The sequence below is a fragment of the Paenarthrobacter sp. TA1.8 genome, assembly GCF_048595705.1.
GTDB lineage: Bacteria > Actinomycetota > Actinomycetes > Actinomycetales > Micrococcaceae > Arthrobacter > Arthrobacter nitroguajacolicus.
Genome location: NZ_CP184287.1, coordinates 3186695 through 3209425 on the forward strand (window position 1 = coordinate 3186695; position 22731 = coordinate 3209425).

General features: G+C 61.5%; 18 protein-coding genes and 1 tRNA gene. 9 read left to right on the top strand and 10 right to left on the bottom strand.

Features of this window, described 5'->3' with window-relative positions; all coding sequences use genetic code 11:
• Positions 1-10: 10 nt before the first annotated feature.
• The 3 genes from ACNAOT_RS14825 to ACNAOT_RS14835 all read left to right on the top strand — a co-directional run bounded on the left by ACNAOT_RS14825 (position 11) and on the right by ACNAOT_RS14835 (position 1665).
• Positions 11-83 (top strand) — tRNA-Arg (locus ACNAOT_RS14825).
• Between the two features lie 158 nt (positions 84-241).
• The gene (locus tag ACNAOT_RS14830; protein ID WP_420181175.1) at positions 242-1282 is read left to right on the top strand and encodes a M4 family metallopeptidase; all 1041 of its coding nucleotides are present in this window, start codon (positions 242-244) and stop codon (positions 1280-1282) included.
• Positions 1283-1362: 80 nt separating this feature from the next.
• Positions 1363-1665, top strand: a complete 303-nt coding sequence (locus ACNAOT_RS14835) for a protealysin inhibitor emfourin (RefSeq protein ID WP_420178421.1) — start codon at positions 1363-1365, stop codon at positions 1663-1665.
• 57 nt (positions 1666-1722) lie between these two features.
• On the opposite strand, the gene ACNAOT_RS14840 is transcribed toward ACNAOT_RS14835, so the two are convergent.
• A complete protein-coding gene (locus ACNAOT_RS14840; RefSeq protein ID WP_420178422.1) occupies positions 1723-2691 on the bottom strand; it encodes a GlxA family transcriptional regulator in 969 nt (322 codons plus the stop codon).
• An 81-nt stretch (positions 2692-2772) separates the two neighbouring features.
• Between ACNAOT_RS14840 and ACNAOT_RS14845 the strand changes: the two genes are divergently transcribed.
• From ACNAOT_RS14845 to hrpA, 3 genes are all read left to right on the top strand, one after another.
• Complete coding sequence (locus ACNAOT_RS14845; protein WP_014922190.1) at positions 2773-2943, top strand: hypothetical protein; 171 nt, start codon at positions 2773-2775, stop codon at positions 2941-2943.
• A 161-nt stretch (positions 2944-3104) separates the two neighbouring features.
• Positions 3105-4097, top strand: a complete 993-nt coding sequence (locus ACNAOT_RS14850) for a helix-turn-helix transcriptional regulator (protein WP_420178423.1) — start codon at positions 3105-3107, stop codon at positions 4095-4097.
• Positions 4098-4110: 13 nt separating this feature from the next.
• Positions 4111-8058 (top strand): ATP-dependent RNA helicase HrpA, encoded by a 3948-nt coding sequence (hrpA, locus tag ACNAOT_RS14855; protein WP_420178424.1) that lies wholly within the window; start codon positions 4111-4113, stop codon positions 8056-8058.
• 69 nt (positions 8059-8127) lie between these two features.
• On the opposite strand, the gene ACNAOT_RS14860 is transcribed toward hrpA, so the two are convergent.
• Genes ACNAOT_RS14860 through ACNAOT_RS14870 form a run of 3 tightly spaced genes read right to left on the bottom strand, consistent with a single transcriptional unit; the run spans position 8128 to position 10597 of the window.
• Positions 8128-8556: an HIT family protein gene (locus tag ACNAOT_RS14860; protein WP_091468455.1), complete on the bottom strand. Its 429-nt coding sequence runs from the start codon at positions 8554-8556 to the stop codon at positions 8128-8130.
• The gene (locus ACNAOT_RS14865) at positions 8553-9701 is read right to left on the bottom strand and encodes an NAD(P)-dependent alcohol dehydrogenase (RefSeq protein ID WP_420178425.1); all 1149 of its coding nucleotides are present in this window, start codon (positions 9699-9701) and stop codon (positions 8553-8555) included. The genes ACNAOT_RS14860 and ACNAOT_RS14865 overlap by 4 nt, the downstream gene beginning before the upstream one ends.
• Entirely contained in the window at positions 9698-10597 is a 900-nt protein-coding gene (locus ACNAOT_RS14870) for a sulfurtransferase (protein WP_420178426.1), read from the bottom strand. Before ACNAOT_RS14870 ends, ACNAOT_RS14865 begins: the two co-directional genes overlap by 4 nt.
• 82 nt (positions 10598-10679) lie before the next feature.
• Between ACNAOT_RS14870 and ACNAOT_RS14875 the strand changes: the two genes are divergently transcribed.
• Positions 10680-11762, top strand: coding sequence for a PLP-dependent cysteine synthase family protein (locus ACNAOT_RS14875; protein ID WP_420178427.1), 1083 nt, complete (start codon positions 10680-10682; stop codon positions 11760-11762).
• Here the strand turns inward: ACNAOT_RS14875 and ACNAOT_RS14880 are convergent.
• Positions 11759-12412, bottom strand: a complete 654-nt coding sequence (locus ACNAOT_RS14880) for an MBL fold metallo-hydrolase (protein WP_091468465.1) — start codon at positions 12410-12412, stop codon at positions 11759-11761. The two genes, ACNAOT_RS14875 and ACNAOT_RS14880, sit on opposite strands and share 4 nt — an antisense overlap.
• Positions 12413-12506: 94 nt before the next feature.
• Here ACNAOT_RS14880 and ACNAOT_RS14885 point away from each other — a divergent pair, with 94 nt between their 5' ends.
• Positions 12507-12974 carry a Fur family transcriptional regulator gene (locus ACNAOT_RS14885; RefSeq protein WP_017198476.1) on the top strand — a complete coding sequence of 156 codons (468 nt, stop codon included), beginning with the start codon at positions 12507-12509 and terminating at the stop codon, positions 12972-12974.
• Here ACNAOT_RS14885 and ACNAOT_RS14890 read toward each other — a convergent pair.
• The 5 genes from ACNAOT_RS14890 to ACNAOT_RS14910 all read right to left on the bottom strand — a co-directional run bounded on the left by ACNAOT_RS14890 (position 12971) and on the right by ACNAOT_RS14910 (position 18367).
• Positions 12971-13861, bottom strand: coding sequence for a metal ABC transporter permease (locus tag ACNAOT_RS14890; protein ID WP_091468467.1), 891 nt, complete (start codon positions 13859-13861; stop codon positions 12971-12973). The two genes, ACNAOT_RS14885 and ACNAOT_RS14890, sit on opposite strands and share 4 nt — an antisense overlap.
• Positions 13862-14695: a metal ABC transporter ATP-binding protein gene (locus tag ACNAOT_RS14895; RefSeq protein WP_178997623.1), complete on the bottom strand. Its 834-nt coding sequence runs from the start codon at positions 14693-14695 to the stop codon at positions 13862-13864.
• A gap of 135 nt (positions 14696-14830) precedes the next feature.
• A complete protein-coding gene (locus ACNAOT_RS14900; RefSeq protein WP_420178428.1) occupies positions 14831-15841 on the bottom strand; it encodes a metal ABC transporter solute-binding protein, Zn/Mn family in 1011 nt (336 codons plus the stop codon).
• A 106-nt stretch (positions 15842-15947) separates the two neighbouring features.
• Positions 15948-17018, bottom strand: coding sequence for a hemolysin family protein (locus ACNAOT_RS14905; protein ID WP_420178429.1), 1071 nt, complete (start codon positions 17016-17018; stop codon positions 15948-15950).
• Positions 17015-18367 (bottom strand): hemolysin family protein, encoded by a 1353-nt coding sequence (locus ACNAOT_RS14910; RefSeq protein ID WP_420178430.1) that lies wholly within the window; start codon positions 18365-18367, stop codon positions 17015-17017. Before ACNAOT_RS14910 ends, ACNAOT_RS14905 begins: the two co-directional genes overlap by 4 nt.
• A 487-nt stretch (positions 18368-18854) precedes the next feature.
• Between ACNAOT_RS14910 and ACNAOT_RS14915 the strand changes: the two genes are divergently transcribed.
• Positions 18855-22649: a multifunctional oxoglutarate decarboxylase/oxoglutarate dehydrogenase thiamine pyrophosphate-binding subunit/dihydrolipoyllysine-residue succinyltransferase subunit gene (locus ACNAOT_RS14915; RefSeq protein WP_420178431.1), complete on the top strand. Its 3795-nt coding sequence runs from the start codon at positions 18855-18857 to the stop codon at positions 22647-22649.
• The last annotated feature ends 82 nt before the right edge of the window (positions 22650-22731 follow it).

Consider the following 22731-nt stretch of genomic DNA (forward strand, 5'->3'; position numbering starts at 1 on the left):
AACCCTGGATGCCCTCGTAGCTCAGGGGATAGAGCGTCTGCCTCCGGAGCAGAAGGCCGTAGGTTCGAATCCTATCGAGGGCACAACGAATACCCCGCCAGCGTTGCTGGCGGGGTATTTTTGTGTGCCGGATATGGACTATCAGTTGGGGGCTTGCCGGGCTTGGACCGCAATATTGTCAGCCCCTGCTCCTAGGCTGATTTCAGTTGGTCATACCGATAGCCAAAGGGGTTTTGCCGTGATGTGTTCAATCGTCCCGCCGTATATGCTGCGCAGGATTGCTGCCCGGAACGAACCACGACTCCGGGCAGTTGCCAGGGCCGCGAAAGAGTCGTTGCTGCATATCAAGGATCTGCAGGCCATCCGGACAGCCCCCATCCCTGCTGCACCGCCGAGCGCACGTCAAGCCAAACCCGGTCCGCCCAAGCGGACAATCTTCGATGCCGAGTCCTCCGAGGCCTTGCCCGGCCGCATTGTCCGCAAGGAAGGAACCCCACCCGTCGGTGACGTTGCTGCGGACGAGGCCTACGACGGCCTCGGGAGCACACACCGGCTGTACGGGGAGATCTTCGGGAGGGACTCCATTGACGGTGCAGGGCTCGCCCTGGATGCAACGGTTCATTACGGGAAGCTCTACGACAACGCCTTTTGGGACGGGAGCCAAATGGTCTTCGGTGACGGCGATGGCCAGATTTTTCAGCGCTTCACCAAGTCCGTGAGTGTCATAGGCCACGAACTTGCGCACGGGGTCACCCAATACACAGCCAATTTGGCCTATCGGAACCAGGCCGGCGCGCTGAACGAGTCCATGTCGGACGTTTTCGGGGTCCTCGTCGAGCAGTATCTGAAGCAGGAGTCCGCCCGGGATGCCAGTTGGCTCATCGGGGAGGGCCTCTTTACAGATCAGGTCCAAGGCGCCGCCCTGCGCTCAATGAAAGCGCCGGGGACGGCTTATGACGACGACGTTTTGGGTAAAGACCCGCAACCGGATTCCATGGATACGTACGTACGGACGAGTGCTGACAATGGCGGAGTGCATATCAACTCCGGCATCCCCAATAAGGCCTTCTACGTGGTTGCCTCGGAACTCGGAGGCAATGCGTGGGAGGCGCCCGGCCAGATTTGGTACGACACCTTGACCAGTGGATCCTTGCCGGCAACCTGCACGTTTGGAAAGTTTGCCAAGACCACAGTTGCAACTGCTGTGGAACTTTTCGGGACCGGATCAGCTGAGCATGACGCCGTCCTGAAGGCGTGGGAGACTGTGAAGGTCAAGGTTTAGTCAGGTGGCGGGACCGGACAGTTTGGTTCGGTCCCTGCCGGTTGGCTGACAACGGAACGTCGAACGAGAAGCAGCCGGCCATGAAGATCACCGTCCAACGCAGTGGGGGAATCGCCGCGATGACACGCGTCTGGAGCGTAGATGCTGTGTCTCCCGATGAGAAGGAACGATGGGTGCTGATCGTTGAGGCCTGCCCGTGGGACGAAGCCAAGAGTCAGTCCCGGACACCTAATGAGCCGGACCGGTTTATGTACTCCATCCGTGCGGGGCAGCGGCGGGCAACTCTTCCCGACCGCGCCGTAACAGGCCCCTGGCAGGAACTGGTGGAATGCGCCAAGGCCGAAGGTGCAGAGTCGCGGGGCGGGTTCGGAAACCGCCGCTAAGAGGAGCCGCACTCATAGCCCGACGCGGTTTCGGTCGGCTTCTGGTTGGGCGCGATTTCAGATGGCTTCCGCCAACTGCCCCCGGAATGCCCGCCTGTAGCTTTGCGGACTTGTGTCCAACACTTTGGTGAAGTGGTGACGCAGCAGGACGGAATGCCCGAACCCTGCAACACGGGCGATCTCGTCGATGTTCAACTCAGTGGTTTCCAACAGTTCCTGCGCACGCAGCACACGTTGCGAGTTCAGCCAGGCTGCGGGCGTCGCTCCGGTTTCGGCCCGGAAACGGCGGGCAAACGTCCTGGGAGACATGTGGAGCCGTGCAGCCAACTCGTTCACGCTGTGCTCTTCGTCGAGGTGTTCAACCATCCAGCGCAGCAACGCCTCCATGGGCGCTGAGCCACAGCGGGGCATGGGCCTGTCGATGAACTGGGCCTGGCCGCCGTCGCGATGCGGCGGTACCACCATGTCGCGCGCGATCGCGGCTGCTACGTTCGCTCCCAGCTCCTCACGAACGAGATGGAGGCATGCGTCGATTCCGGCGGCGGTGCCAGCGCTGGTGATGATGGTCCCGTCCTGAACGTAGAGGACGTTCTCGTCCACGATAGCGTTCGGGTACCGGCTGGCCAGGTCCTGTGAATAGTGCCAGTGCGTGGTGCAGCGACGCCCGTCCAGCAAACCTGCCCGGGCCAGGGCATAGGCACCGGAGCAAATGGACATCACCCACGCGCCCCTGGCATGCGCTGCGCGCAAGGCAGCCATAACGGACTCGGGTACGTCCTGGTCACGGCCAAACGGCGCCATGATGACGAGATCCGCGTCGGCTGCTGCTTCGAGGCCGAGGTTTACATGAAGGGACAAGCCGGATTTCATGCGGATATCACCCGGTTCCGGGGCAACCACGCGGAAGTCAAAAGCCGGTACTCCGGCACCCCGGTCCGATCGATCAATGCCGAAGACCTCAAAGGCTGTACCGAATTCAAAGATCGAGAAGTTGGGAACCACGATCACCGCCACTGATTTCAACATATCTCCAGTGTGGCAGAAAATTATCTAAATGGGGCATTTCTGCCACTGTTTCTTCAGCTGCCGTGAGAGCAGGCTTGAGGCATGGAAATCTTTGGAATCATCCTCTTCATCGTCCTCATCACCGCCGTCGCTGCCACCGTTTCAGCCCTGTTGAAGGATGGACGCGGGCACAACCCGCCCATCAACTCCAAGGAGCCCTGGAGCGCTTTCGACGCTCCGAGCAGCCCGTATTGGAACCCCCGTATCTACTAGGGGGATGCCAAGCCGCCGCGAGGTACACCAGGCCACATCCATATGACGCCCGCCCGTTCACGGAATTCTGCAGGATTCCTCCCGAACGGCGGGCGTCCCTATGTTGCCCATGGTCCCGCCAATGGACCCATGCGGATGTCCCATGGGCTAGATTCACTTGCATGATCCAAACGTCTGCGCGGCTCCTCCAGCTGTTATCACTGCTGCAGGTGCGCCGCGAGTGGACGGGACCAGCCTTGGCCCATCGCATGGGTGTGACGGAGCGGACCGTGCGCCGGGACATCGACAAGCTGCGCAACCTGGGATATCCCATACACGCCTCCCCCGGCATAGCCGGTGGTTATCAGCTTGGTGCCGGTGCGCAGCTTCCGCCGCTGCTGCTTGATGACAACGAAGCCCTGGCTGTCGCCTTAGGTTTGAATTCCGTAGCCGCAGGCCCCGTAGCAGGCATCGGTGAAGCATCCGTCCGCGCCTTGGCAAAGCTGGAGCAGGTCTTGCCGTCCCGCCTGCGTCCCAAGTTCGCCATGCTGAAAGCGGCCGTCACCACCCTCCCCAGCAACGCGGGGACCGTTGATCCCCAGCAACTGACCGTCGTCTCCGCCGCCATATCGGACCGGCGCCAAATCTCCTTCGACTACGTGAAATCCGACGGCGAATCAGCACGCCGGCTGGTGGAGCCCTACAGATTGGTGGACACCGGACGCCGCTGGTATCTGGTGGCGTGGGACGTTGAACGGGAAGATTGGCGAACCTTCAGGGCTGACCGTCTTGCTTCCCTGCCGTCGGAACGGAAGAGGTACACGCCAAGGCCCCTGCCTGCGGAAGACCTCGCCGCTTACGTGCAGCAGTCCATCACCCGTTCGCCGTACAGGTTCGACGTCGTGGTGCGGCTCCGCGCTCCACTGGCCGAGGTAGCCGCCACCATTAGTTCCCAATATGCGACACTGACTGCCGACGGCCTGAATGCCACCATCCTGCGCTCCGGATGGGACAACCTTGCCGCCCCGGCGGCGTATTTGGCTGCGATGGACCTGGACTTCGAGATCCTCGAGCCTGCTGAATTCAAGGCTTACGCCATGGAACTATCCAGCCGGCTAAGTGCTGCGGCCGGGACTGTGACGGACACAGCGGACGTGGAACCCCACTCACAGTAGACTGACAGCAGCCATGACACTTCATATTTCCTACCCCGCAGAGCTGCCCGTATCCGAGCGCCGCGAGGATCTGATGGCGGCCATCGCCGCAAACCAGGTGACCATCATTGCCGGCGAGACCGGTTCGGGTAAGACCACCCAGATCCCCAAAATGTGCCTCGAACTTGGCCTTGGAGACAAGGGCCTGATCGGGCACACCCAGCCACGCCGGCTGGCGGCCCGCACGGTGGCTGAACGCATCGCTTCCGAACTCGACGTGGAAATTGGCCAGGAAGTGGGCTTCCAGGTCCGATTCACCGGCGAGGTCAGCGCGTCCACCAAAGTCAAGCTGATGACCGACGGCATCCTCCTCGCAGAGATCCAGCGGGACAAACTGCTGCGGAAATACAGCACTATCATCATCGACGAAGCCCACGAGCGCAGCCTCAACATCGACTTCATCCTGGGCTACCTCAAGCGCATCCTCCCCCAGCGTCCGGACCTCAAGGTCATCATCACCTCGGCTACCATCGATCCCCAACGGTTCGCCAAACACTTCGGCACAGAAGAAGATCCGGCTCCGATCATCGAGGTCTCCGGACGAACGTATCCCGTGGAGATCCGGTACAGGCCTTTGTCGCAGCCGGCGGGCGGGGACGAAGACACCTCGGACGATGAACTCGAAGAGGACCGCGATCCCCTGGACGCTGTGTGCGACGCCGTGGACGAGCTCGCCAAGGAAGCGCCCGGCGACATCCTCATTTTCTTCTCCGGCGAGCGCGAAATCAGGGATGCTGCTGAAGCCATCAACGGCCGCATCCAAACGAACAGGCGCCTGGCCGGGACGGAAGTTCTGCCCCTGTTTGCCCGATTGAGCCTGCAAGAGCAGCACAGGGTATTCAACCCCGGCGGTAAACGGCGCATCATCCTGGCCACCAACGTTGCCGAAACGTCGCTGACCGTGCCGGGCATCAAGTACGTGATCGATACCGGAACCGCTCGTATTTCCCGGTACTCACACCGTACTAAAGTCCAGCGCCTTCCCATTGAGCGCGTCTCACAGGCCTCGGCCAACCAACGCTCGGGCCGCTGTGGGCGCGTTTCCGAGGGCATTGCCATCCGTTTGTACTCGGAAGAGGACTTCGAATCGCGTCCGCTGTTCACCGACCCGGAGATTCTCCGGACCAACCTCGCTGCCGTTATCCTGCAGATGACCGCGATGGGAGTTGCCCGCGGACCCAAAGACGTAGAGAATTTCCCGTTCGTGGAACCGCCCGACTCCCGGGCCATCAACGACGGCGTCACGCTCCTGCGCGAACTCGGCGCCTTGACGTCGCCCAAGTCCGGTGACGCGGGTGGCAACGGTCGCAGCGGCAGTGGACTGACCGCCGTCGGGCAGAAATTGGCTCAGCTGCCTGTGGATCCACGGCTGGGCCGGATGATCGTGGAGGCGGGAAAGCGCGGCTGTGTCCGCGAGGTCATGATCCTGGCGGCCGCCCTCACTATCCAGGACCCCCGTGAACGGCCAACAGACAAGCAACAGTTGGCTGCGGAGAAGCATGCACGATTCCGGGACGAACTCTCGGACTTCACCGGCTTCCTCAATCTGTGGAACTACATCCAGGAAAAGCAACGCGAGCTGTCCTCCACCCAGTTCCGCAAGCTATGCCGCAACGAATTCATCAATTACCTGCGCGTGCGTGAGTGGCAGGACCTCTTCACCCAGCTCCGGCAGATGGCCAAACCCCTTGGCATATCGCTGGACAACAAACGGGAAGCGGATCCCGTAGGCAACTACGAGGGCGTCCACATCAGCCTGCTTTCCGGCTTGCTAAGCCATATCGGCCTGCTGGATGAGCGCAAGCGTGAATACGCCGGCGCCCGCGGAAGCCGGTTTGCGATCTTCCCAGGTTCAGCACTATTCAAGAAATCGCCTACGTTCGTTATGGCGGCGGAATTGGTGGAAACCAGCCGCCTCTGGGCACGTGTCGCCGCCAAGTTCGATCCCCTGTGGGCCGAGCAGGTAGCTCCGGACCTGGTAAAGCGGTCCTACAGTGAGCCGCACTGGTCTTCACGGCAAGGGGCCGTCATGGCTCACGAGAAAGTGACGCTCTACGGCGTCCCGATCATTCCCAACCGCCGCGTCAACTACGGACGGGTCGATCCCGAACTCTCACGTGAACTGTTCATCCGCCACGCTCTGGTAGAAGGCGAGTGGAAGACCCATCACAAGTTCTTCCACCGTAACCGCGCCCTCCTGCAGGAAATCGAAGAACTCGAAACCCGTATGCGGCGCCGCGACATCCTGGTGGACGATCAGACGCTCTTCGAGTTCTACGACGCACGCGTGGGCAAGGAAGTGGTTTCCGAGAGGCACTTTGATAAGTGGTGGAAGGATGCCCGCCAGTCAGACCCCGATCTCCTGGACTTCGACCAATCGTTGCTGATGAGCGAAGATGCCGAGGCACTGGACGACTCCGCATATCCGAAGAGTTGGCTGCACAAGGGATTCGAACTGCCCCTGAGCTACGAATTCCATCCTGTGGCTCCAGGCTCGGCCCCCAATCCGTCCGACGGCGTCACCGCCGAAGTTCCGGTGTTGTTCCTCAACCAATTGGACGACGCCCCCTTCCGTTGGCAAATCCCGGGCCAACGGGTGGAGCTGGTCACTGCCCTCATCAAATCGCTGCCCAAGCAAGTACGGAAGAATTTCGTGCCTGCCCCTGACGTTGCGAGGCAAGCAACCGCAGCACTGGAAGCAGACTTCGATCCCGCCACCGATGAGCTCGAGCCGTCTTTGGAACTTGTCCTTCGACGGCTCCGCGGGCACGTCATTCCCCCTGGATCCTGGAATTGGGACGCAGTACCGCCGCATCTGCGTGTGAGCTTCAAGGTGGTGGACAGCAGTGGCAAGGTGCTCGACGAAGGAAAAGACCTCGCTGGACTCCAGGAAAAGCTGGCACCGGCCACGCGCCGCGCCATTGCCGAATCACTCGGAGCAACACCTGCGACGACGTCACGCGCCAAAGGCGTCAAGGCAACCGGCCCGCTGAGCGCACCCAACGGCGGAACGCCGGCTTCAGGGCCGGCTCCTGCCGGTGGCGGAGCGGTTGCCGAACGCGAAGGTATCACCGCCTGGGACTTCGGCGCAGTGGAACGCCAAGTGACGCGCACCGTGAAGGGTCACGCCGTGACGGGCTTCCCTGCAGTCGTCGATGAGGGCAAGTCTGTCGCCCTTCGTGTTTTCCAGACCCGGCCGGAACAGGAAGCCGCCATGCGGGGCGGTGTTATCCGGCTGCTGGCCCTCCGGATCCCACCACCCGACCGTTACGTGCTGGAACACCTCAGTAATACGGAGAAGCTGACGTTCAGCCAAAACCCGCATGGATCCGTGAGTGCCCTCATCGCTGACTGTGCACTGGCAGCCATCGACAAACTGGTTCCGCAGGATCTGCCGTGGGACAAGGAGGCCTTCGATGCGTTGTACGAAGTGGTCAGGGCAGAACTGATCGACACCGTGTTCACGGTGACCGCCGTCGTCGAACGCATCCTGGCCAGTACGCGGCGCATCCAGAAGCAGCTGAAGTCCAACACCAGCCTGCCACTGATCAGCGCCCTCAACGACATGAAGAGCCAGCTGGAGCAACTGGTGTTCCCGGGCTTTGTGGCACAGACGGGTTATGCGCAGCTCAGCCAACTGCCACGCTATCTGCAGGCGATCGAGAAGCGGCTGGAAAAGCTCCCGGGCAACGTTCAACGGGACAGCCTCAACATGGCAATAGTGCAGGCACTGGAGGACGACTACGACGACGCTGTGTCGGCGCTCCTTCCGGGACGCAGGGCGGGCACCGAGTTAACCCGGGTGCGCTGGATGATCGAAGAGCTCCGGGTGAGCCTCTTCGCCGTCGAGCTTGGTACTGCCTACTCAGTGTCGGAAAAGCGCATCCGCACGGTGCTGAACCAAGCCTTGGCACCCGCATAGCCGCGGTGCAATGCCATGAAAAAACCCGGCGGCGCTTAATAAGCACCGCCGGGTTAAGTCGTGCAGGACTCAGTCCTGAGGGACTGCGTCGCCGTGGCCTGCTTCCCGAAGCGCAGCACGGAGCTTTACAGCCGTGGCCTCCATGACCGCGGGATCGGGGTTGTGGTCCACGTTGTGGATTTCAAAGTCTGCCGTGGAGTAGGCGGGCCACACGTGGACATGCAAATGGTCTACCTCGAAACCTTCCATCAGCACGCCAACGCGCTTGGCGTCAAACAAAGCCTCCTGCACCTTGCCGATGCGCTGGGCCACGTCCATGACCTTGGCCAGCAGTTCAGGGCTGGCTTGCGTCCACGAATCCACTTCTTCACGCGGAACCACCAAGGTGTGTCCCTGGGTAATGGGCGAGATGGTCAGGAAAGCGACCACGTCCTCGTCTTTCCAGACAAAACGGCCCGGGATCTCCCCATTGATGATCTTGGTGAACAGTGTGCTCATGCGTCTGACCTTTCGGATGGTTCCTGAAGTGTTGCGGTGTCCAGTACGAAACGGTACTTCACGTCCCCGGCCACCATGCGGTCGTAAGCTTCATTGAGTTGTCCGGCTCCCACTATCTCGATGTCGCTCACAACCCCGTGTTCGGCGCAGAAGTCCAACATTTCCTGCGTTTCCTCAATGCCGCCGATCAGTGAACCCGCATAGGCGAGTCGTCGGCGGATGAGCAGTCCCGGGCTGACCGGCGGCATGTCGTCCGCGGGGAGGCCCAATTGGAAGAGGGCCCCATCCAGGCGAAGGGTCCGGAAGTACGGGTTGAGATCATGCGGCGCTGCGACGGTATCGATGATGACGTCGATGCTCCGGTTGGCGGCCTCCATGGCGTCCGCGTCCTTGGAGAGGACCACGTGGTCAGCGCCCAGTTCCCGGGCAGCCTCGAACTTGGATTCCGACGTCGTGAAAACGGTGACGTCGGCACCCATGGCTTTGGCGATCTTCACTGCCATATGGCCAAGGCCACCCAAGCCTACGACACCTACGGAGTCGCCTTCCTCCACATCGAAATAACGCAGCGGAGAGTATGTGGTGATTCCGGCACACAGCAAGGGAGCGGCCGCTGCCGGATCAAGGGCCTCCGGGATGCGCAGCACGAAGCGCCTGTCCACCACTACCGACGTCGAGTATCCCCCTTGCGTAATGTCGTCCCCATGACGCGGGTCCGCAGCTCCATAAGTACCAACGTTGCCCCGCTCGCAGTACTGTTCCAGTCCTTCAAGGCAGCTCTCGCATTCGCGGCAGGAGTCCACCATGCAACCCACACCAACACGATCGCCGGGGGCAAATTCCTGCACCCCGGCACCCACACGTGTCACACGGCCTACGATCTCGTGGCCTGGAACCAACGGGTAGGGAGGAATCCGCCATTCACCGCGCGTTGCATGCACGTCCGAGTGGCACAAACCACAGAATTCAATCGCGATTTCGACGTCGTCCGCTGTAGGGGTCCGGCGCGCAACAGTCAGCGGCACCAAACCACTGTCCGGGGAAGTGGCCCCGTACGCTGCAGCCAGCGTTCCGGACCGGTGTTCACTGCTATCCAGGGTGACGGGCTTGGCGAGGGGCGGGGGCACAGGGCGTCCGGGAGTCATGCTCCGACGCTACTCCCGGCAGCCGTGCTTGTGCCACTTGGGGCCGCGGAGTCCTCGTCAAACGGCACGCTGCCCACAGCCACGTCATTCGCAGCATTGTTTGACCACTGCGAGAATGAACCCGGATAGAGCGCCGCACGGTATCCGGCGATCTCCAAGGCAGCAATCTCATGGGAAGCTGTCACGCCGGATCCGCAATAAACAGCAACGTTGGACGACTGATCCAGACCCAACTCCTCAAAACGCCTCCGCAGCTCTTCCTCTGGAAGAAACGTGCCGGCAGCTGAGACGTTCCCCGTGGTCGGCGCGCTCACCGCACCCGGAATGTGCCCGGCCCTGGGGTCTATCGGTTCCACCTCGCCCCTGTATCTCTCCCCTGCCCGGGCATCCAGCAAGACACCATTGCGATGCCACTGTGCCGCCTCCTGCTCCGTGATGGCCGGCATGAGGCCTTCGCCCAAAGTGACATTTCCCACGGCGGGACTCACCTCACCGGACTCCACCGGGTAACCAGCCGAACGCCAAGCGGCGAGGCCGCCGTCGAGCAGGTACACAGAGACAAATCCAGCGTTCCGCAGCATCCACCAAACGCGTGCCGCGGCCATGCTGCCGCTGTCGTCGTACGCGACCACGGTGTCGCTGTCGTTAATCCCCCACTTTCGAGCCGACTCCTGAAAGCGGTCCTTGGTTGGCAACGGGTGGCGGCCCAGCCCGGTCTGTGCGTGGTCGGCCAGCTCTGTGGGCAGGTCCACGAAAACGGCGCCCGGAAGATGGGCGCCCAGATATTCAAGGTGCCCGTCAGTGCGGCCTAGGACCCATCGGACGTCGAGAAGCACAGTCCGCCGCCCGGTTTCGAGTCGCTGGTGCAGTTCTGACGCACTCATCAACGTGGCCATGGGATCTCCTTCGTTCTGGCGGCTGGTCTTCCGCAGAGGTTTCGTTGCTGCCGGTGTCCGAATTCCAGCCTAGGCTTATCCGGTGAGCAATTCGTGTATTCAGGACAGGGCATGGGCCAGCGAGGCCATCCGTAAGATCGAGGCCGAGAATAACCGCTCCGCCGACACCCACCTTTATGCGGTTCCACTCCCGGACCACTGGGGAGTCCAGTTGTACCTGAAGGACGAGTCAACCCACAGATCCGGCAGCCTCAAGCACCGTTTGGCGCGGTCCCTGTTCCTGTATGGCCTGGTCAACGGCTGGATCACCGAGGGCACCACCATCGTGGAAGCCTCCAGCGGCAGCACGGCCGTTTCAGAGGCCTACTTCGCCCGGCTCATCGGCTTGCCCTTCATCGCAGTCATGACTAAGACCACCAGCCCCGAGAAGATCGCCCTGATCGAGGATTTCGGCGGCGCCTGCCTGTTGGTGGACCACGCCTCGGAAGTTTACGCCGTGGCCGAAGAGACGGCCAGGACGTCCGGTGGCTACTACATGGACCAATTTACGTTTGCCGAGCGGGCAACGGACTGGCGGGGCAACAACAACATCGCCGAGTCGATTTTCGAACAGCTTTCCTTGGAAGAGCACCCGGTTCCGGAATGGATCGTTGTGGGCGCCGGCACCGGCGGTACCAGCGCCACCATCGGCCGTTATCTGAGGTACAACCGATACAACACCCGCCTGGCCGTTGTTGATCCCGAAAACTCGGCTTTCTACCCGGCGTGGCGGGACGGAAACGCAGCCGCAGCCACTGGCCTGCCGTCCAGGATTGAGGGCATCGGCAGGCCTCGGTCTGAGCCCAGCTTCGTGCCGGCGGTCATCGACCATATGATCCAAGTGCCCGACGCCGCGTCCGTTGCCGCCATGCTGCACCTCCGGAAACTCACCGGTCTGCATGCAGGGCCTTCAACCGGGACCAACCTCTGGGGCGTTTGGCAATTGGTTGCCGGGATGGTGGCTGAGGGCCGCAGGGGCAGCGTCGTTTCCCTGATGTGCGACGCCGGCGACCGCTATGCGGGAAGCTACAACGACGCCGGATGGTTGGCCGCGCACGGCCTGGACCCCGCACCGCATGAAGCAGTTTTGGAAAACTTCCACAGCACAGGAGTTTGGACCGGCTAGACCTCCACGGACTCCTTGGGCGCCAATCGCGCGTAAGTGGTTCCGTAGCGGGCCCCTATCCGGGTGACGTGTCCCTCGACAATCCCCCGGCCCAGTTCGTTGAGCAGCCCGTCATGGACAGGGAATGCCTTTGGAGCTCGTACGGAAATGACGAAGTCCACTACCTCGCCCACCTTGGACCACGGCGCATGAATGGGGACAAGAAGGGTTTGGACGCTGATTCCGTCAGGGACCACGAACGAATCCCCGGGGTGGAATACGTTGTCGTCCACCAAGTAGCCGATGTTCGCTACCACCGGGATCTGGGCGTGGATGACGGCATGTTGACCACCGTAAGTCCGGACGTTGAATCCTGCCGCGTCAAAGCCGGAGTCGGGTTCCACAGTATGCACGCGGGCGGCGACATCCCCGTTTTCCTTCAACGCAGCTGCCACCCCGGCTGGCGCGTGGACCTCCAGCATGGTGTTGCTCCGCAGGGCTGCCGTTACTGCCGGGCGGTCAATGTGGTCATTGTGCTCGTGCGTGACAAGTACAGCGTGGGCTCCGCTTAACGCTTCCTCTGACTCGGAGAAAGTCCCGGGATCAATCACCAGGACCTTTCCTTCCTTCTCCAACCGAACACAGGCATGGGTGTACTTGGTGAGCTTCATGGAGACAGCCTAGGGCCGCCCGCTGACAGTTTCCAAGGTTCCCCTACTGGTAAAATTGGGGTTTGCCAGCATCCCCAGGGAAGTGAGTCTTTCAATGCCACAAGGCACCAGTCCCGCCACGACCGGCCATGACGCGCCGGCCACCAGCGGCGTCAAGGAGCAGCGCGTCACCAAGCAGCGCTTGGCCGTCAGCGCTGCCCTGGATGAATTGGATGACTTCGTCAGCACCCAGGAGCTGTACCGGCTGCTGCAGAACAAGGGCATCTCGGTGTCATTGGCTACTGCGTACCGCATTCTGCAGTCCTTGGCGGACGACGGACTCATTGACGTCCTCCGAAACGGAGACGGCGAAGCCGTCTATCGTCGTTGTGCAGTCACCGGGCACCACCACCACCTGCTTTGCCGCAACTGCGGCAAGGCAGAAGAAGTGGAAGCACCCGCCGTCGAGACCTGGGCTGCCCGCACGGCAACTGAACATGGCTTCACCGAGGTAGCCCACACAGTGGAAATCTTCGGGCTATGCCCCGAATGCACGGCCAAGAAGGCAGCCGGCAAGCTCTAGAGGGCACCTGCCGGCTGGTCCCGCGACACCCGGCCGTTGATGCCTCTGTTGGCGCGGACCCTGCCAATGACCCGGCACACCACGTAGATCAGGAAGGACAGCGTGGTGACGTAAGGGCTGATGGGAATACGGCTACCCAAGGCCAGGAGAATACCGCCCACGGTGGCCGTCATCGCGAAGAGAACACTCAGCAGCACCACCAAACGGGGCGATGTGGTGACCCGCAGTGCAGCGGCTGCAGGGGTAATCAGCAAGGCAAGTACCAACAGCGCGCCGACAATCTGGATGGACAGTGCCACGCTGACACCCAGGAGAACCATGAAGCCGATGGCCAGGCCGCGAACCGGAACCCCTCTGGCCTCAGCCATCTCCGGGTCAACGCTGGCAAAGCTCAGTGGCCGCCAGATCGCCGCCAGCGCCGCCATCACCACCACTGCGGTGCCGGCCAAAACCTGCAGTTGCACCGTATCCACGGACACAATCTGACCGGTCAGCAGGCCGAACTTGTTCGCCGCGCGCCCCTCATAAAGGGCGAGGAACAGGATCCCCAAGCCCAGCCCGAACGGCATGATCACACCGATGATCGAGTTCTTGTCCCGGGCCCGGACTCCCATGAAACCCAGGAGCACTGCCGCAGCCACCGAGCCGATCAAGGAACCAAAAATGATGTCGGTGCCAATCAGGAGAGCAAACGCCGCACCGGCGAAGGACAGCTCGGAAATGCCGTGAACAGCGAAAGCAAGGTCGCGCTTCATCACGAAGGTGCCAACCAGTCCGCCCAGCAATCCGAGGACAGCTCCCGCCCAGATGGAATTTTGGACAAGTACCAGCAACTCACCGTAATTCTCGAAGTTGAAAATGGTCTGCAGGATGCTCTCGAGATCCATCTAGAACTCCTCCCCCGCGGTGGCGTGGGCATCGTCATGGAAGTGCGTGGTTGCGTCTGGAAGACCGACGACGACGATCCTTCCGTTGGTGTGGATGACCTCCACATGACTGTCGTACAGTTCGGAAAGAACTTCCGTGGTCATGACTTCCTGAGGCGTCCCTACACGGAACTGGCCGCCGGCAAGGTAGAGGACCCTGTCTACATAGTCGATAACCGGGTTGATTTCGTGGGTCACGAAGACCACGGCACTGTTCCGATCGTGGCATTGCTTGTTGATCAGTGAACTGACGCCCTGCTGATGATGCAGGTCCAGGGAGAGCAGCGGCTCATCACACAGGAGAACCTGAGGCTCAGTGGCCAGTGCCTGAGCCACCCTGAGACGTTGTTGCTCGCCACCCGATAACTGCCCCACCGGCACCTTGGCGTAGTCTGACGCGCCCACTTGCTCCAACAACTCGTCGATCCGCTGGTTGACCTTGCCGGATGCGAACCGCATTCCCCAGCGGTGCCCATCGATCCCCAGCCCAACCAGGTCGCGTGCCCTCAACGGCGTATCCGCTGCAAAGGACTTTTGCTGCGGTATGTATCCAATACGTTTACTGCCGCGTTCCACTGCGTGGCCGCCCAGCGACACAGTTCCGGAATGCAGTTCCTGCAGCCCCAGAAGAACTTTCAGGAAGCTTGTTTTTCCGCTGCCATTGGGCCCAAGAACGGCAAAGAACTCTCCGGGGTGGATGTCCAGGTCCAGATCCCGCCACAGTGTCCTCTTGCCGAACTGCAGGCTCGCTCCGCGGAGGCTCACTACCGGTGTCAAAAGTTGTCCTCGATCCATGCGCCCCGGAGGAGCGCAATAGTTATGCCGCTGGTATCCGCGGCTGTGCTGATGGCAGGAAAAGGCCCCGCAGCCATCCTGAATATCTTAGGACGCCAACGGGGCTCTCCCCTGCACGTTGTTATGCGGGGACGGCTACTTCTTGAGTGCTGCCGAAATGGATTCCACGTTATCCGCCATCCACTGAAGGTAGTCCTTGCCGTCCGGAAGTGTTTCGGTGAAGTTCACAACCGGCACCCCGGCACTTTCAGCGACGCGCTTGACGGACTCGGTCTGTGGCCCCTCCGTCTGCTGGTTGTAGGCGAGGAGACGCACAGATTTGGCGCTGACGAGGTCTGTGGTTTCCTTCAGGACGGCGGGAGGGACATCTGTTTCCTCTTCGATCGCGGCGCTGTAAGCTTCCGGCGTCTTATTTTCCAGGCCGGCCGCCTCCAGGAGGTACAGGGGAACGGGTTCGGTAACAGCAACGGGTGCGTGCTCGTTGCCGGCCTTGATCTCACCGAGTTTGCCGGTCAGTTCGGATATTTTCGTTTTGAAGGAGTCCGCGTTCGCAGTGAAAGTAGGGGCAGATTCGGGATCGAGGCTGCTCAACTTACCGGCAACAGCATCGGCAAGCTTGCCCATGGCGTCAAAGTTATACCAGACGTGCTCATTGAACTCGCCGTGACCATGCTCCTCTTCGCCGGGGACCTCGGCGCTCTTGGATTCGGCACCGTGGGTTTCTTCTTCGGAGGCAAGGCCTGAGATCTCTACGGCACTGATAAAGTACTCACCCGCGACATTGGTTTCATCAGCGATTTTGTGAAGGAATTCGTCGTACCCGCCCCCGTTCTCCACCACCAGCTTGGCTTTGGAGATCAGCAGCTTGTCCTGGGCCGTGGCTTCATAGGAGTGCGGATCCTGGCTGGTCTTGGTGATGATCGCACTCACGTTGACCTTGTCACCACCGATTGCCTTGACCACATCCCCATAGACGTTGGTAGAGGTCACTACCTCGATGGCATCAGATGAAGACGGAGTATTGCCGCCGGCCGGGCCAGCACAGGAGGACAACAGGAGGGCAGCAAGACCTGCAGAAGCGGCCAGGGAAAGACGGGCGGCGGCACGGCGCACGGAGACCTCGGATCTAGTCAAAATGAGAATCAAACACAATTAGGGGCTCCACCCAGTGTACCCCTAAATAGGAATGATTCCAGTTTAGACGGATCTGGCGCCGATGGAGATCCATCGACGCCAGACTCACTTTCTCCTGCTATTGCGCTTGCTGACCACCGTAACGGCGAATGCCGGTCGCCTGTGTGGCGTCACGGATTTCGCCTACCAACTGCTCAATGACGTCCTCCAGGAACAGGACACCCTGAGTCTCGCCGCCCGCACCAACAACACGGGCCAAGTGTGAACCCGTGCGTTGCATGACGGACATTGCCTGTTCGATCTCGTCATCCGGGGAGAGGTTTGCCAGTGACCGGATGCGACCCTCTGCGATGGGGTACCTCCGGCCCTCGTCGGGAATGGACAGGATGTCCTTCACGTGCAGGTATCCGGCGAGTTCGCCGTCGTCGTCAACCATCGGGAACCGGGAGAATCCGGTGCGGCTGACCGCCCTCTCGAGGTCCACGGGCGTGGACGCTGTCTTCAGTACCACCAGCTTGTCCAGGGGAACCATGATGTGCGAGGCAGTATGTTCCGAGAACTCCAAAGCACCGCTGAGCAAGCCCGCTTCGTCGTCCACAAGGCCGTGGCGCGTGGACTCCTGGACAATCGACTGCACCTCCTCCAGCGTGAACGTAGAGGAGACTTCGTCCTTGGGTTCAATTTTCATCAACCTAAGGATGTGGTTGGCCAGCCAGTTCAGCGTCCAGATGATCGGATTGACCACCTTGGCTATGAACATCAGCGGCGGGGCCAGCAGCAGGGCAGCCTTGTCCGCAACGGAGACCGAAATGTTCTTAGGCACCATCTCACCAAAGGTGACGTGCAGGAACGTGACGAACAGCAACGCAATGGCAAAAGCGATGATGTCTGCCAGTTCAACCGGAACACCGACCAGCTCCAAGGGCTCCGCCAACAAGTGGTGGATTGCGGGCTCGGCAACCTGAAGAATCAGGAGGGAGCAGACAGTGATACCCAACTGCGCACAGGCGAGCATCAGCGAAACGTTTTCCATGGCGCGCAGCGTTGTTTGCGCGCGCTTGGATCCCGCTTCGGCAAGCGGCTCGATCTGGCTGCGACGCGCAGACATGACTGCGAACTCTGCACCCACAAAGAAGGCGTTGCCGATCAAAAGGACCACGAGCCAGACGATTCCTGCCCAGTCGCTCATACGGCACCTGCTTCGTGACGCGTGCTTCCGGAGGCAGCGGATGATGATTCGCCCGTCTCCACGTGATGGAAACAGATCCGGTCGATCCTTCGGCCATCCATCCTGGTCACCGTCAGCGTCCCGCCAACGGTGCCCACCACATCGCCTGTCCTGGCAATTCGGCCCAGCTGGCTCATGACGTAACCACCCACAGTCTCGTAGGCGGATTCATCAGGAACAGTGAGGTTGGGGATCTGCTCGGACACTTCGTCCGGCCTCAGCAAGCCCGGGAAATACCAGTCACCGGATGCGCTCTGCAGCACTCCCGGCCGAACTTTGTCATGCTCGTCGGATACTTCGCCGACGATCTCTTCCACAAGGTCTTCGAGGGTGGTGATTCCCGCGGTGCCGCCGTATTCATCCAGCACGACGGCTAGCTGAAGGTTGCCTTCGCGCAGCTCAGACAGGAGTGCGTCCAGATGGATAGTCTCCGGGACCTGCAGGACGTCAGTCATGATCGCGCCCGCCTCAAGCTTGGCCCGACGCTCCGCAGGGACAGCAACTGCCTTCTTGACGTGAACAACCCCGCGGATATCGTCCGTCGAATCCCCAATGACAGGGAAACGGGAGTATCCGGTTCGCCGCGCGGCGTCCAGGACGTCTGAGACCGGCTGATCGGCGTCGATGGTTTCCATGCGGATGCGGGGGGTCATGACGTCCGCCGCCGTGCGCCCGGAAAAGTTCAGGGTGCGGGCAACGAAGTTGGCTGTCCCGGCATCCAGCGTCCCCAGCTCGGCCGAGCGCCGCACCAAGGACGCAAGCTCTGCGGGGGTCCTTGCCCCCGAGATCTCTTCCTTTGCTTCGAGGCCGAACAGGTTCAGCACCTTGTTCGAGAAACCATTGAGCACCACGATCGCCGGTTTGAAAACGGCGGTAAACATCAACTGGGGCCGCGCGAGGCGCTTACCCAAAGGGAAAGCGAGGGCAATGGCCATGTTCTTGGGGACCAGCTCGCCCAGAAGCATCGACAGCAGCGTGGCAAACGCCATGGCAACAATCAGCGCGACCGAATGCGCGACCTCAGGGGCGAGGCCAAGCAAGCCGAGGGGCCCAACGAGCAACTGCCCCACAGAGGGCTCCATCACGAAACCTGTCAAGAGAGTCGTCAATGTGATGCCGAGTTGGCAACTGGAGAGCTGCGTGGAGAGCGATTTGAGGCACTTGAGCAGCGGCGCGGCAGCGTGGTCGCCGTTATCCACCGCCCGCTGAACGCTTGCCTGGTCCAGGGCAACAAGGGAAAACTCAACTGCTACAAAGAAGCCGGTGCCAAGAATCAGGGCAAAGCCGGCAAGGAGAAGAATCCATTCCACTTAGCGCATCACTCCAAGAGTGGGCACGTGCAATGGCGGTAACGCCTCTGGCGCGGGGATTCGCCCCGGCGGAGGCTGGTCGGGTCCCGCGGACGCATGGTCTGCGGCACCACCGGCTGTGAGCGCCGGCGCGTGATGGGCATGTGAACGGGTGTTGCCGGCTCGACGGGCGCGCTGTGCGGAGTTACCAGATTGGCTCCCCCGACAGTTCCCAGGCCGGCACCTAGATTTACTGTCCATAAGAATTTCAGTCTACAGTCCACCCGGCCAGGGCGCCTCGCTGGCGTCACGTGCGCTTACATGAATGAAGGACATGCTCATTAAGTCAGCCGCAACATGATTTAGGTCACCACTATTGGCAGTTAACCAACGATCCTAACTAGACTGACATGGGTCTGAGTTCGCGGGACCCGGACCCTGGCCCATCGTTGTGGAGAGCATCTGTGGCCAGCGGGAAAACAACACTCATGGAAGAGGCGTATTTCAAGTGCCAGAGCAGCCCAGCCACCGTCTACCAGAGGAATTTGGCGGAAACGAGTGGCTCGTTGACGAACTGTACGAGCGGTACCAACAGGACAAGAATTCGGTCGACGCCAAGTGGTGGCCGCTCTTCGAGTCCTTTGCTTCCGGTGACGGCACTTCTTCCAACGGATCCTCCGCAGCCGCAACGGCTGCCAATCCCCCAACCCAAGTACTTCCCGTGGTAGCTCCGTCTGCAGCGGCACCGGCACCGGCGCCGGCCGCTCCGGCAGCTGCCCCCGAGGCTGCACCGGCGGCACCCGCCCCGGCGAAAAAGGCACCCGCCACGGTTGCCCGGGACGGAGCAAAGAAGCCCGCCGCCGGCACCACGGCCCAGCCCATCCCGGCACAGCTGCCCAAGAGCACCAAGGCTCCCACGGCACCTGAGGAAGACGTCGTTTCCGTCCTCCGCGGCCCGGCCAAGGCTATTGCCACCAACATGGTGACCAGCCTTGAAGTTCCCACTGCCACGAGCGTCAGGGCAGTTCCTGCCAAGCTGCTCATCGATAACCGGGTGGTCATCAACTCCAACCTTGCCCGCGCCCGCGGTGGCAAGGTCTCCTTCACCCACCTCATCGGTTATGCCGTTGTCCGTGCGCTCTCCCAGTTCCCCTCGATGAACGTCTACTACGACGAAATCGATGGCAAGCCGAGCGCGGTGCAGCCGGCTCACGTCAACTTCGGCATCGCCATTGACATGCCCAAGCCCGATGGCACCCGCCTCTTGATGGTTCCGAACATCAAGAAGGCAGAGACCATGGACTTCGCCGAGTTCTGGCACACCTACGAGGACCTCATCAAGCGCGCCCGCAACGGCAAACTGACCGCTGATGACCACGCTGGCACCACCGTCTCGCTGACCAACCCCGGTGGAATTGGTACGGTCCACTCGGTGCCGCGTCTTTCCAAGGGCCAGGCTGCCATCATCGGCGTCGGTGCCCTTGACTACCCGGCTGAGTTCCAGGGCGCCAGCGAGAAGATCATCGCCCAGAACGCCATCAGCAAGATCCTGACCCTGACCTCCACCTATGACCACCGCGTCATTCAGGGCGCAGGCAGCGGCGAGTTCCTCAAGCTTGTTCACCAGCTCCTCCTCGGCGCGCAGAACTTCTACGACGAAATCTTCGAAGCCCTGCGCATTCCGTACGAGCCGGTGCGTTGGAGCCCGGATCTCCAGGTTGACCCCGCTGACGAGATCAACAAGGTTGCGCGCATCCAGCAGTTGATCCACTCCTACCGTGTGCGTGGCCACCTGATGGCTGACACCGATCCCCTGGAATACGTCCAGCGCAAACACCCGGACCTTGACGTCCTGACCTATGGCTTGACCCTCTGGGACCTGGACCGGGAATGGCCCACCGGCGGTTTCGGCGGCAAGCCGCAGCTCAAGTTCCGTGACATCCTTGGCGTACTGCGTGACGCCTACTGCCGCACCACCGGCATCGAGTACATGCACATCCAGGAGCCCGCCGAGCGCAAGTGGTTCCAGGACCAGTTGGAGCACCCGTACTCCAAGCCCAGCCGCGAAGAGCAGTTGCGCATCGTCTCCAAGCTCAACGCTGCTGAGGCATTCGAGACCTTCCTGCAGACCAAATTCGTCGGCCAGAAGCGCTTCTCCCTTGAGGGTGGCGAGTCGCTTATTCCGCTGCTCGACGCCGTCATTTCAGACGCAGCCGACGACGGCCTGGACGAAGTTGCCATCGGCATGGCCCACCGTGGCCGCCTTAACGTGCTGACCAACATTGCAGGCAAGACCTACGCGCAGGTCTTCCGCGAATTCGAGGGCACCCAGGACCCCCGCTCGGTCCAGGGATCCGGTGACGTCAAGTACCACCTCGGCACCGAAGGCACCTTCACATCGGACAACGGCAAGCAGACCAAGGTTTACCTCGCCGCCAACCCGTCCCACCTCGAGGCAGTCGACTCCGTGCTGGAAGGCATCGTCCGCGCCAAGCAGGATCGCCTTGACCAGGGCGAATCCTTCCCGGTTCTGCCCATCATGGTCCACGGCGACGCAGCCTTCGCAGGCCAGGGTGTTGTGGCTGAAACCCTCAACCTCTCGCAGCTGCGCGGTTACCGCACCGGCGGTACCATCCACGTGATCGTCAACAACCAGGTGGGCTTCACCACTGCTCCGTCGTCTTCGCGTTCGTCCACATACTCCACGGACGTTGCCAAGATGATCCAGGCCCCTGTGTTCCACGTGAACGGCGATGACCCCGAGGCCGTGGTGCGCGTTGCACAGCTCGCCTACGAGTTCCGCCAGCGTTTCCACAAGGACGTCGTCATCGACATGGTCTGCTACCGCCGTCGCGGCCACAACGAAGGCGACGACCCCTCGATGACCCAGCCGCTCATGTACAACCTGATCGAAGCCAAGCGCTCCGTTCGCAAGTTGTACACCGAGTCGCTCATCGGCCGTGGGGACATCACCGAGGAAGAAGCAGAGCAGCTGCTCCGCGACTACCAGGAGCGCCTCGAGCGCGTCTTCGCCGAAACGCACGCTGCGCAGACGTCGCCGATCCCGATCATCACGGCTGACTCCGCGGCGGTCTCGGACATCGAGCGTCCCATTGCCCAGCAGTCGGACTTCGGCACCAATTCGCCCGCGTCCACGGCGATTTCCGCAGAGACCCTTGCCCGCATCGGCAAGGCGCACCTGGAAATTCCGGACGGCTTCACCGTTCACTCCAAGCTCAAGCAACTCCTGGAGAAGCGTGAGCAGATGTCCCGTGAAGGCGGCATCGACTGGGGCTTTGGCGAGATCGCAGCCTTTGGCTCGCTGATCATGGAAGGCGTACCCGTTCGCCTGGCCGGACAGGACTCCCGTCGCGGGACGTTCGTCCAGCGTCACGCTGTGTTCCACGACCGCGCCAACGGCAACGAATGGCTGCCACTGGGCAACCTTTCCGACGACCAGGCCAAGTTGTGGATCTACGACTCCCTGTTGTCCGAATACGCTGCCATGGGCTTCGAATACGGCTACTCGGTTGAGCGCCCCGATGCCTTGGTCCTCTGGGAAGCCCAGTTCGGTGACTTCGTCAACGGTGCGCAAACCATTATTGACGAGTTCATTTCCTCGGCCGAACAGAAATGGGGCCAGCGCTCCTCGCTGGTGCTCATGCTCCCGCACGGCTACGAAGGCCAGGGGCCGGACCACTCGTCTGCACGCATCGAACGCTTCCTGCAGATGTGCGCCGAGGACAACATGATCGTGGCCAACCCAACCACGGCTGCCTCTCACTTCCACCTGTTGCGCCGCCAGGCTTACAGCCGTCCACGGAAGCCGTTGATCATCTTCACGCCTAAGCAGCTGCTCCGCCTCAAGGGTGCCGCCTCGGCTGTCGAGGACTTCACCACCGGCGGATTCAAGACGGTTATCGGCGATCCAGAAGTGCAGCCCGCCAATGTGGACCGCGTCATCCTGGTCTCCGGACGCTTGTACTATGACCTCCTGTCCAACCGCCAGAAGTCCGGGGATACGTCCACGGCGATCATCCGCGTAGAGCAGCTGTACCCGCTGCCCAAGGCTGAGATCGACGCCGAGCTCGCCAAGTACCCGAACGCTGACATCGTGTGGGCACAGGACGAGCCCGCCAACCAGGGTCCGTGGCCGTTCATGGGCCTGAATCTGGCACCGGAGCTCGACCGCAAGCTCCGCCTCGTTTCACGTCCGGCTTCAGCATCCACTGCTGCCGGTTCCATGAAGCGCCACGCCGCTGAACAGGACGCCCTGATCAAGCAGGCGTTCGAACGCAAGTAAGCGAAACTGCCCGGCCTGAGGAGCGATGAGCGCGCCTTAGGCCGGGCAGTTCTGTTTAATGGGACAGGTACCCGGTTCCCAA

Excerpts from the sequence above, each read along its gene's own strand:
- ACNAOT_RS14830 (WP_420181175.1), top strand. The coding sequence starts at position 242 with ATGTGTTCAATCGTCCCGCCGTATATGCTGCGCAGGATTGCTGCCCGG.
- ACNAOT_RS14835 (WP_420178421.1), top strand. The coding sequence starts at position 1,363 with ATGAAGATCACCGTCCAACGCAGTGGGGGAATCGCCGCGATGACACGC.
- ACNAOT_RS14840 (WP_420178422.1), bottom strand. The coding sequence starts at position 2,691 with ATGTTGAAATCAGTGGCGGTGATCGTGGTTCCCAACTTCTCGATCTTT.
- ACNAOT_RS14845 (WP_014922190.1), top strand. The coding sequence starts at position 2,773 with ATGGAAATCTTTGGAATCATCCTCTTCATCGTCCTCATCACCGCCGTC.
- ACNAOT_RS14850 (WP_420178423.1), top strand. The coding sequence starts at position 3,105 with ATGATCCAAACGTCTGCGCGGCTCCTCCAGCTGTTATCACTGCTGCAG.
- hrpA (WP_420178424.1), top strand. The coding sequence starts at position 4,111 with ATGACACTTCATATTTCCTACCCCGCAGAGCTGCCCGTATCCGAGCGC.
- ACNAOT_RS14860 (WP_091468455.1), bottom strand. The coding sequence starts at position 8,556 with ATGAGCACACTGTTCACCAAGATCATCAATGGGGAGATCCCGGGCCGT.
- ACNAOT_RS14865 (WP_420178425.1), bottom strand. The coding sequence starts at position 9,701 with ATGACTCCCGGACGCCCTGTGCCCCCGCCCCTCGCCAAGCCCGTCACC.
- ACNAOT_RS14870 (WP_420178426.1), bottom strand. The coding sequence starts at position 10,597 with ATGGCCACGTTGATGAGTGCGTCAGAACTGCACCAGCGACTCGAAACC.
- ACNAOT_RS14880 (WP_091468465.1), bottom strand. The coding sequence starts at position 12,412 with ATGAAGCTCACCAAGTACACCCATGCCTGTGTTCGGTTGGAGAAGGAA.
- ACNAOT_RS14885 (WP_017198476.1), top strand. The coding sequence starts at position 12,507 with ATGCCACAAGGCACCAGTCCCGCCACGACCGGCCATGACGCGCCGGCC.
- ACNAOT_RS14890 (WP_091468467.1), bottom strand. The coding sequence starts at position 13,861 with ATGGATCTCGAGAGCATCCTGCAGACCATTTTCAACTTCGAGAATTAC.
- ACNAOT_RS14895 (WP_178997623.1), bottom strand. The coding sequence starts at position 14,695 with ATGGATCGAGGACAACTTTTGACACCGGTAGTGAGCCTCCGCGGAGCG.
- ACNAOT_RS14905 (WP_420178429.1), bottom strand. The coding sequence starts at position 17,018 with ATGAGCGACTGGGCAGGAATCGTCTGGCTCGTGGTCCTTTTGATCGGC.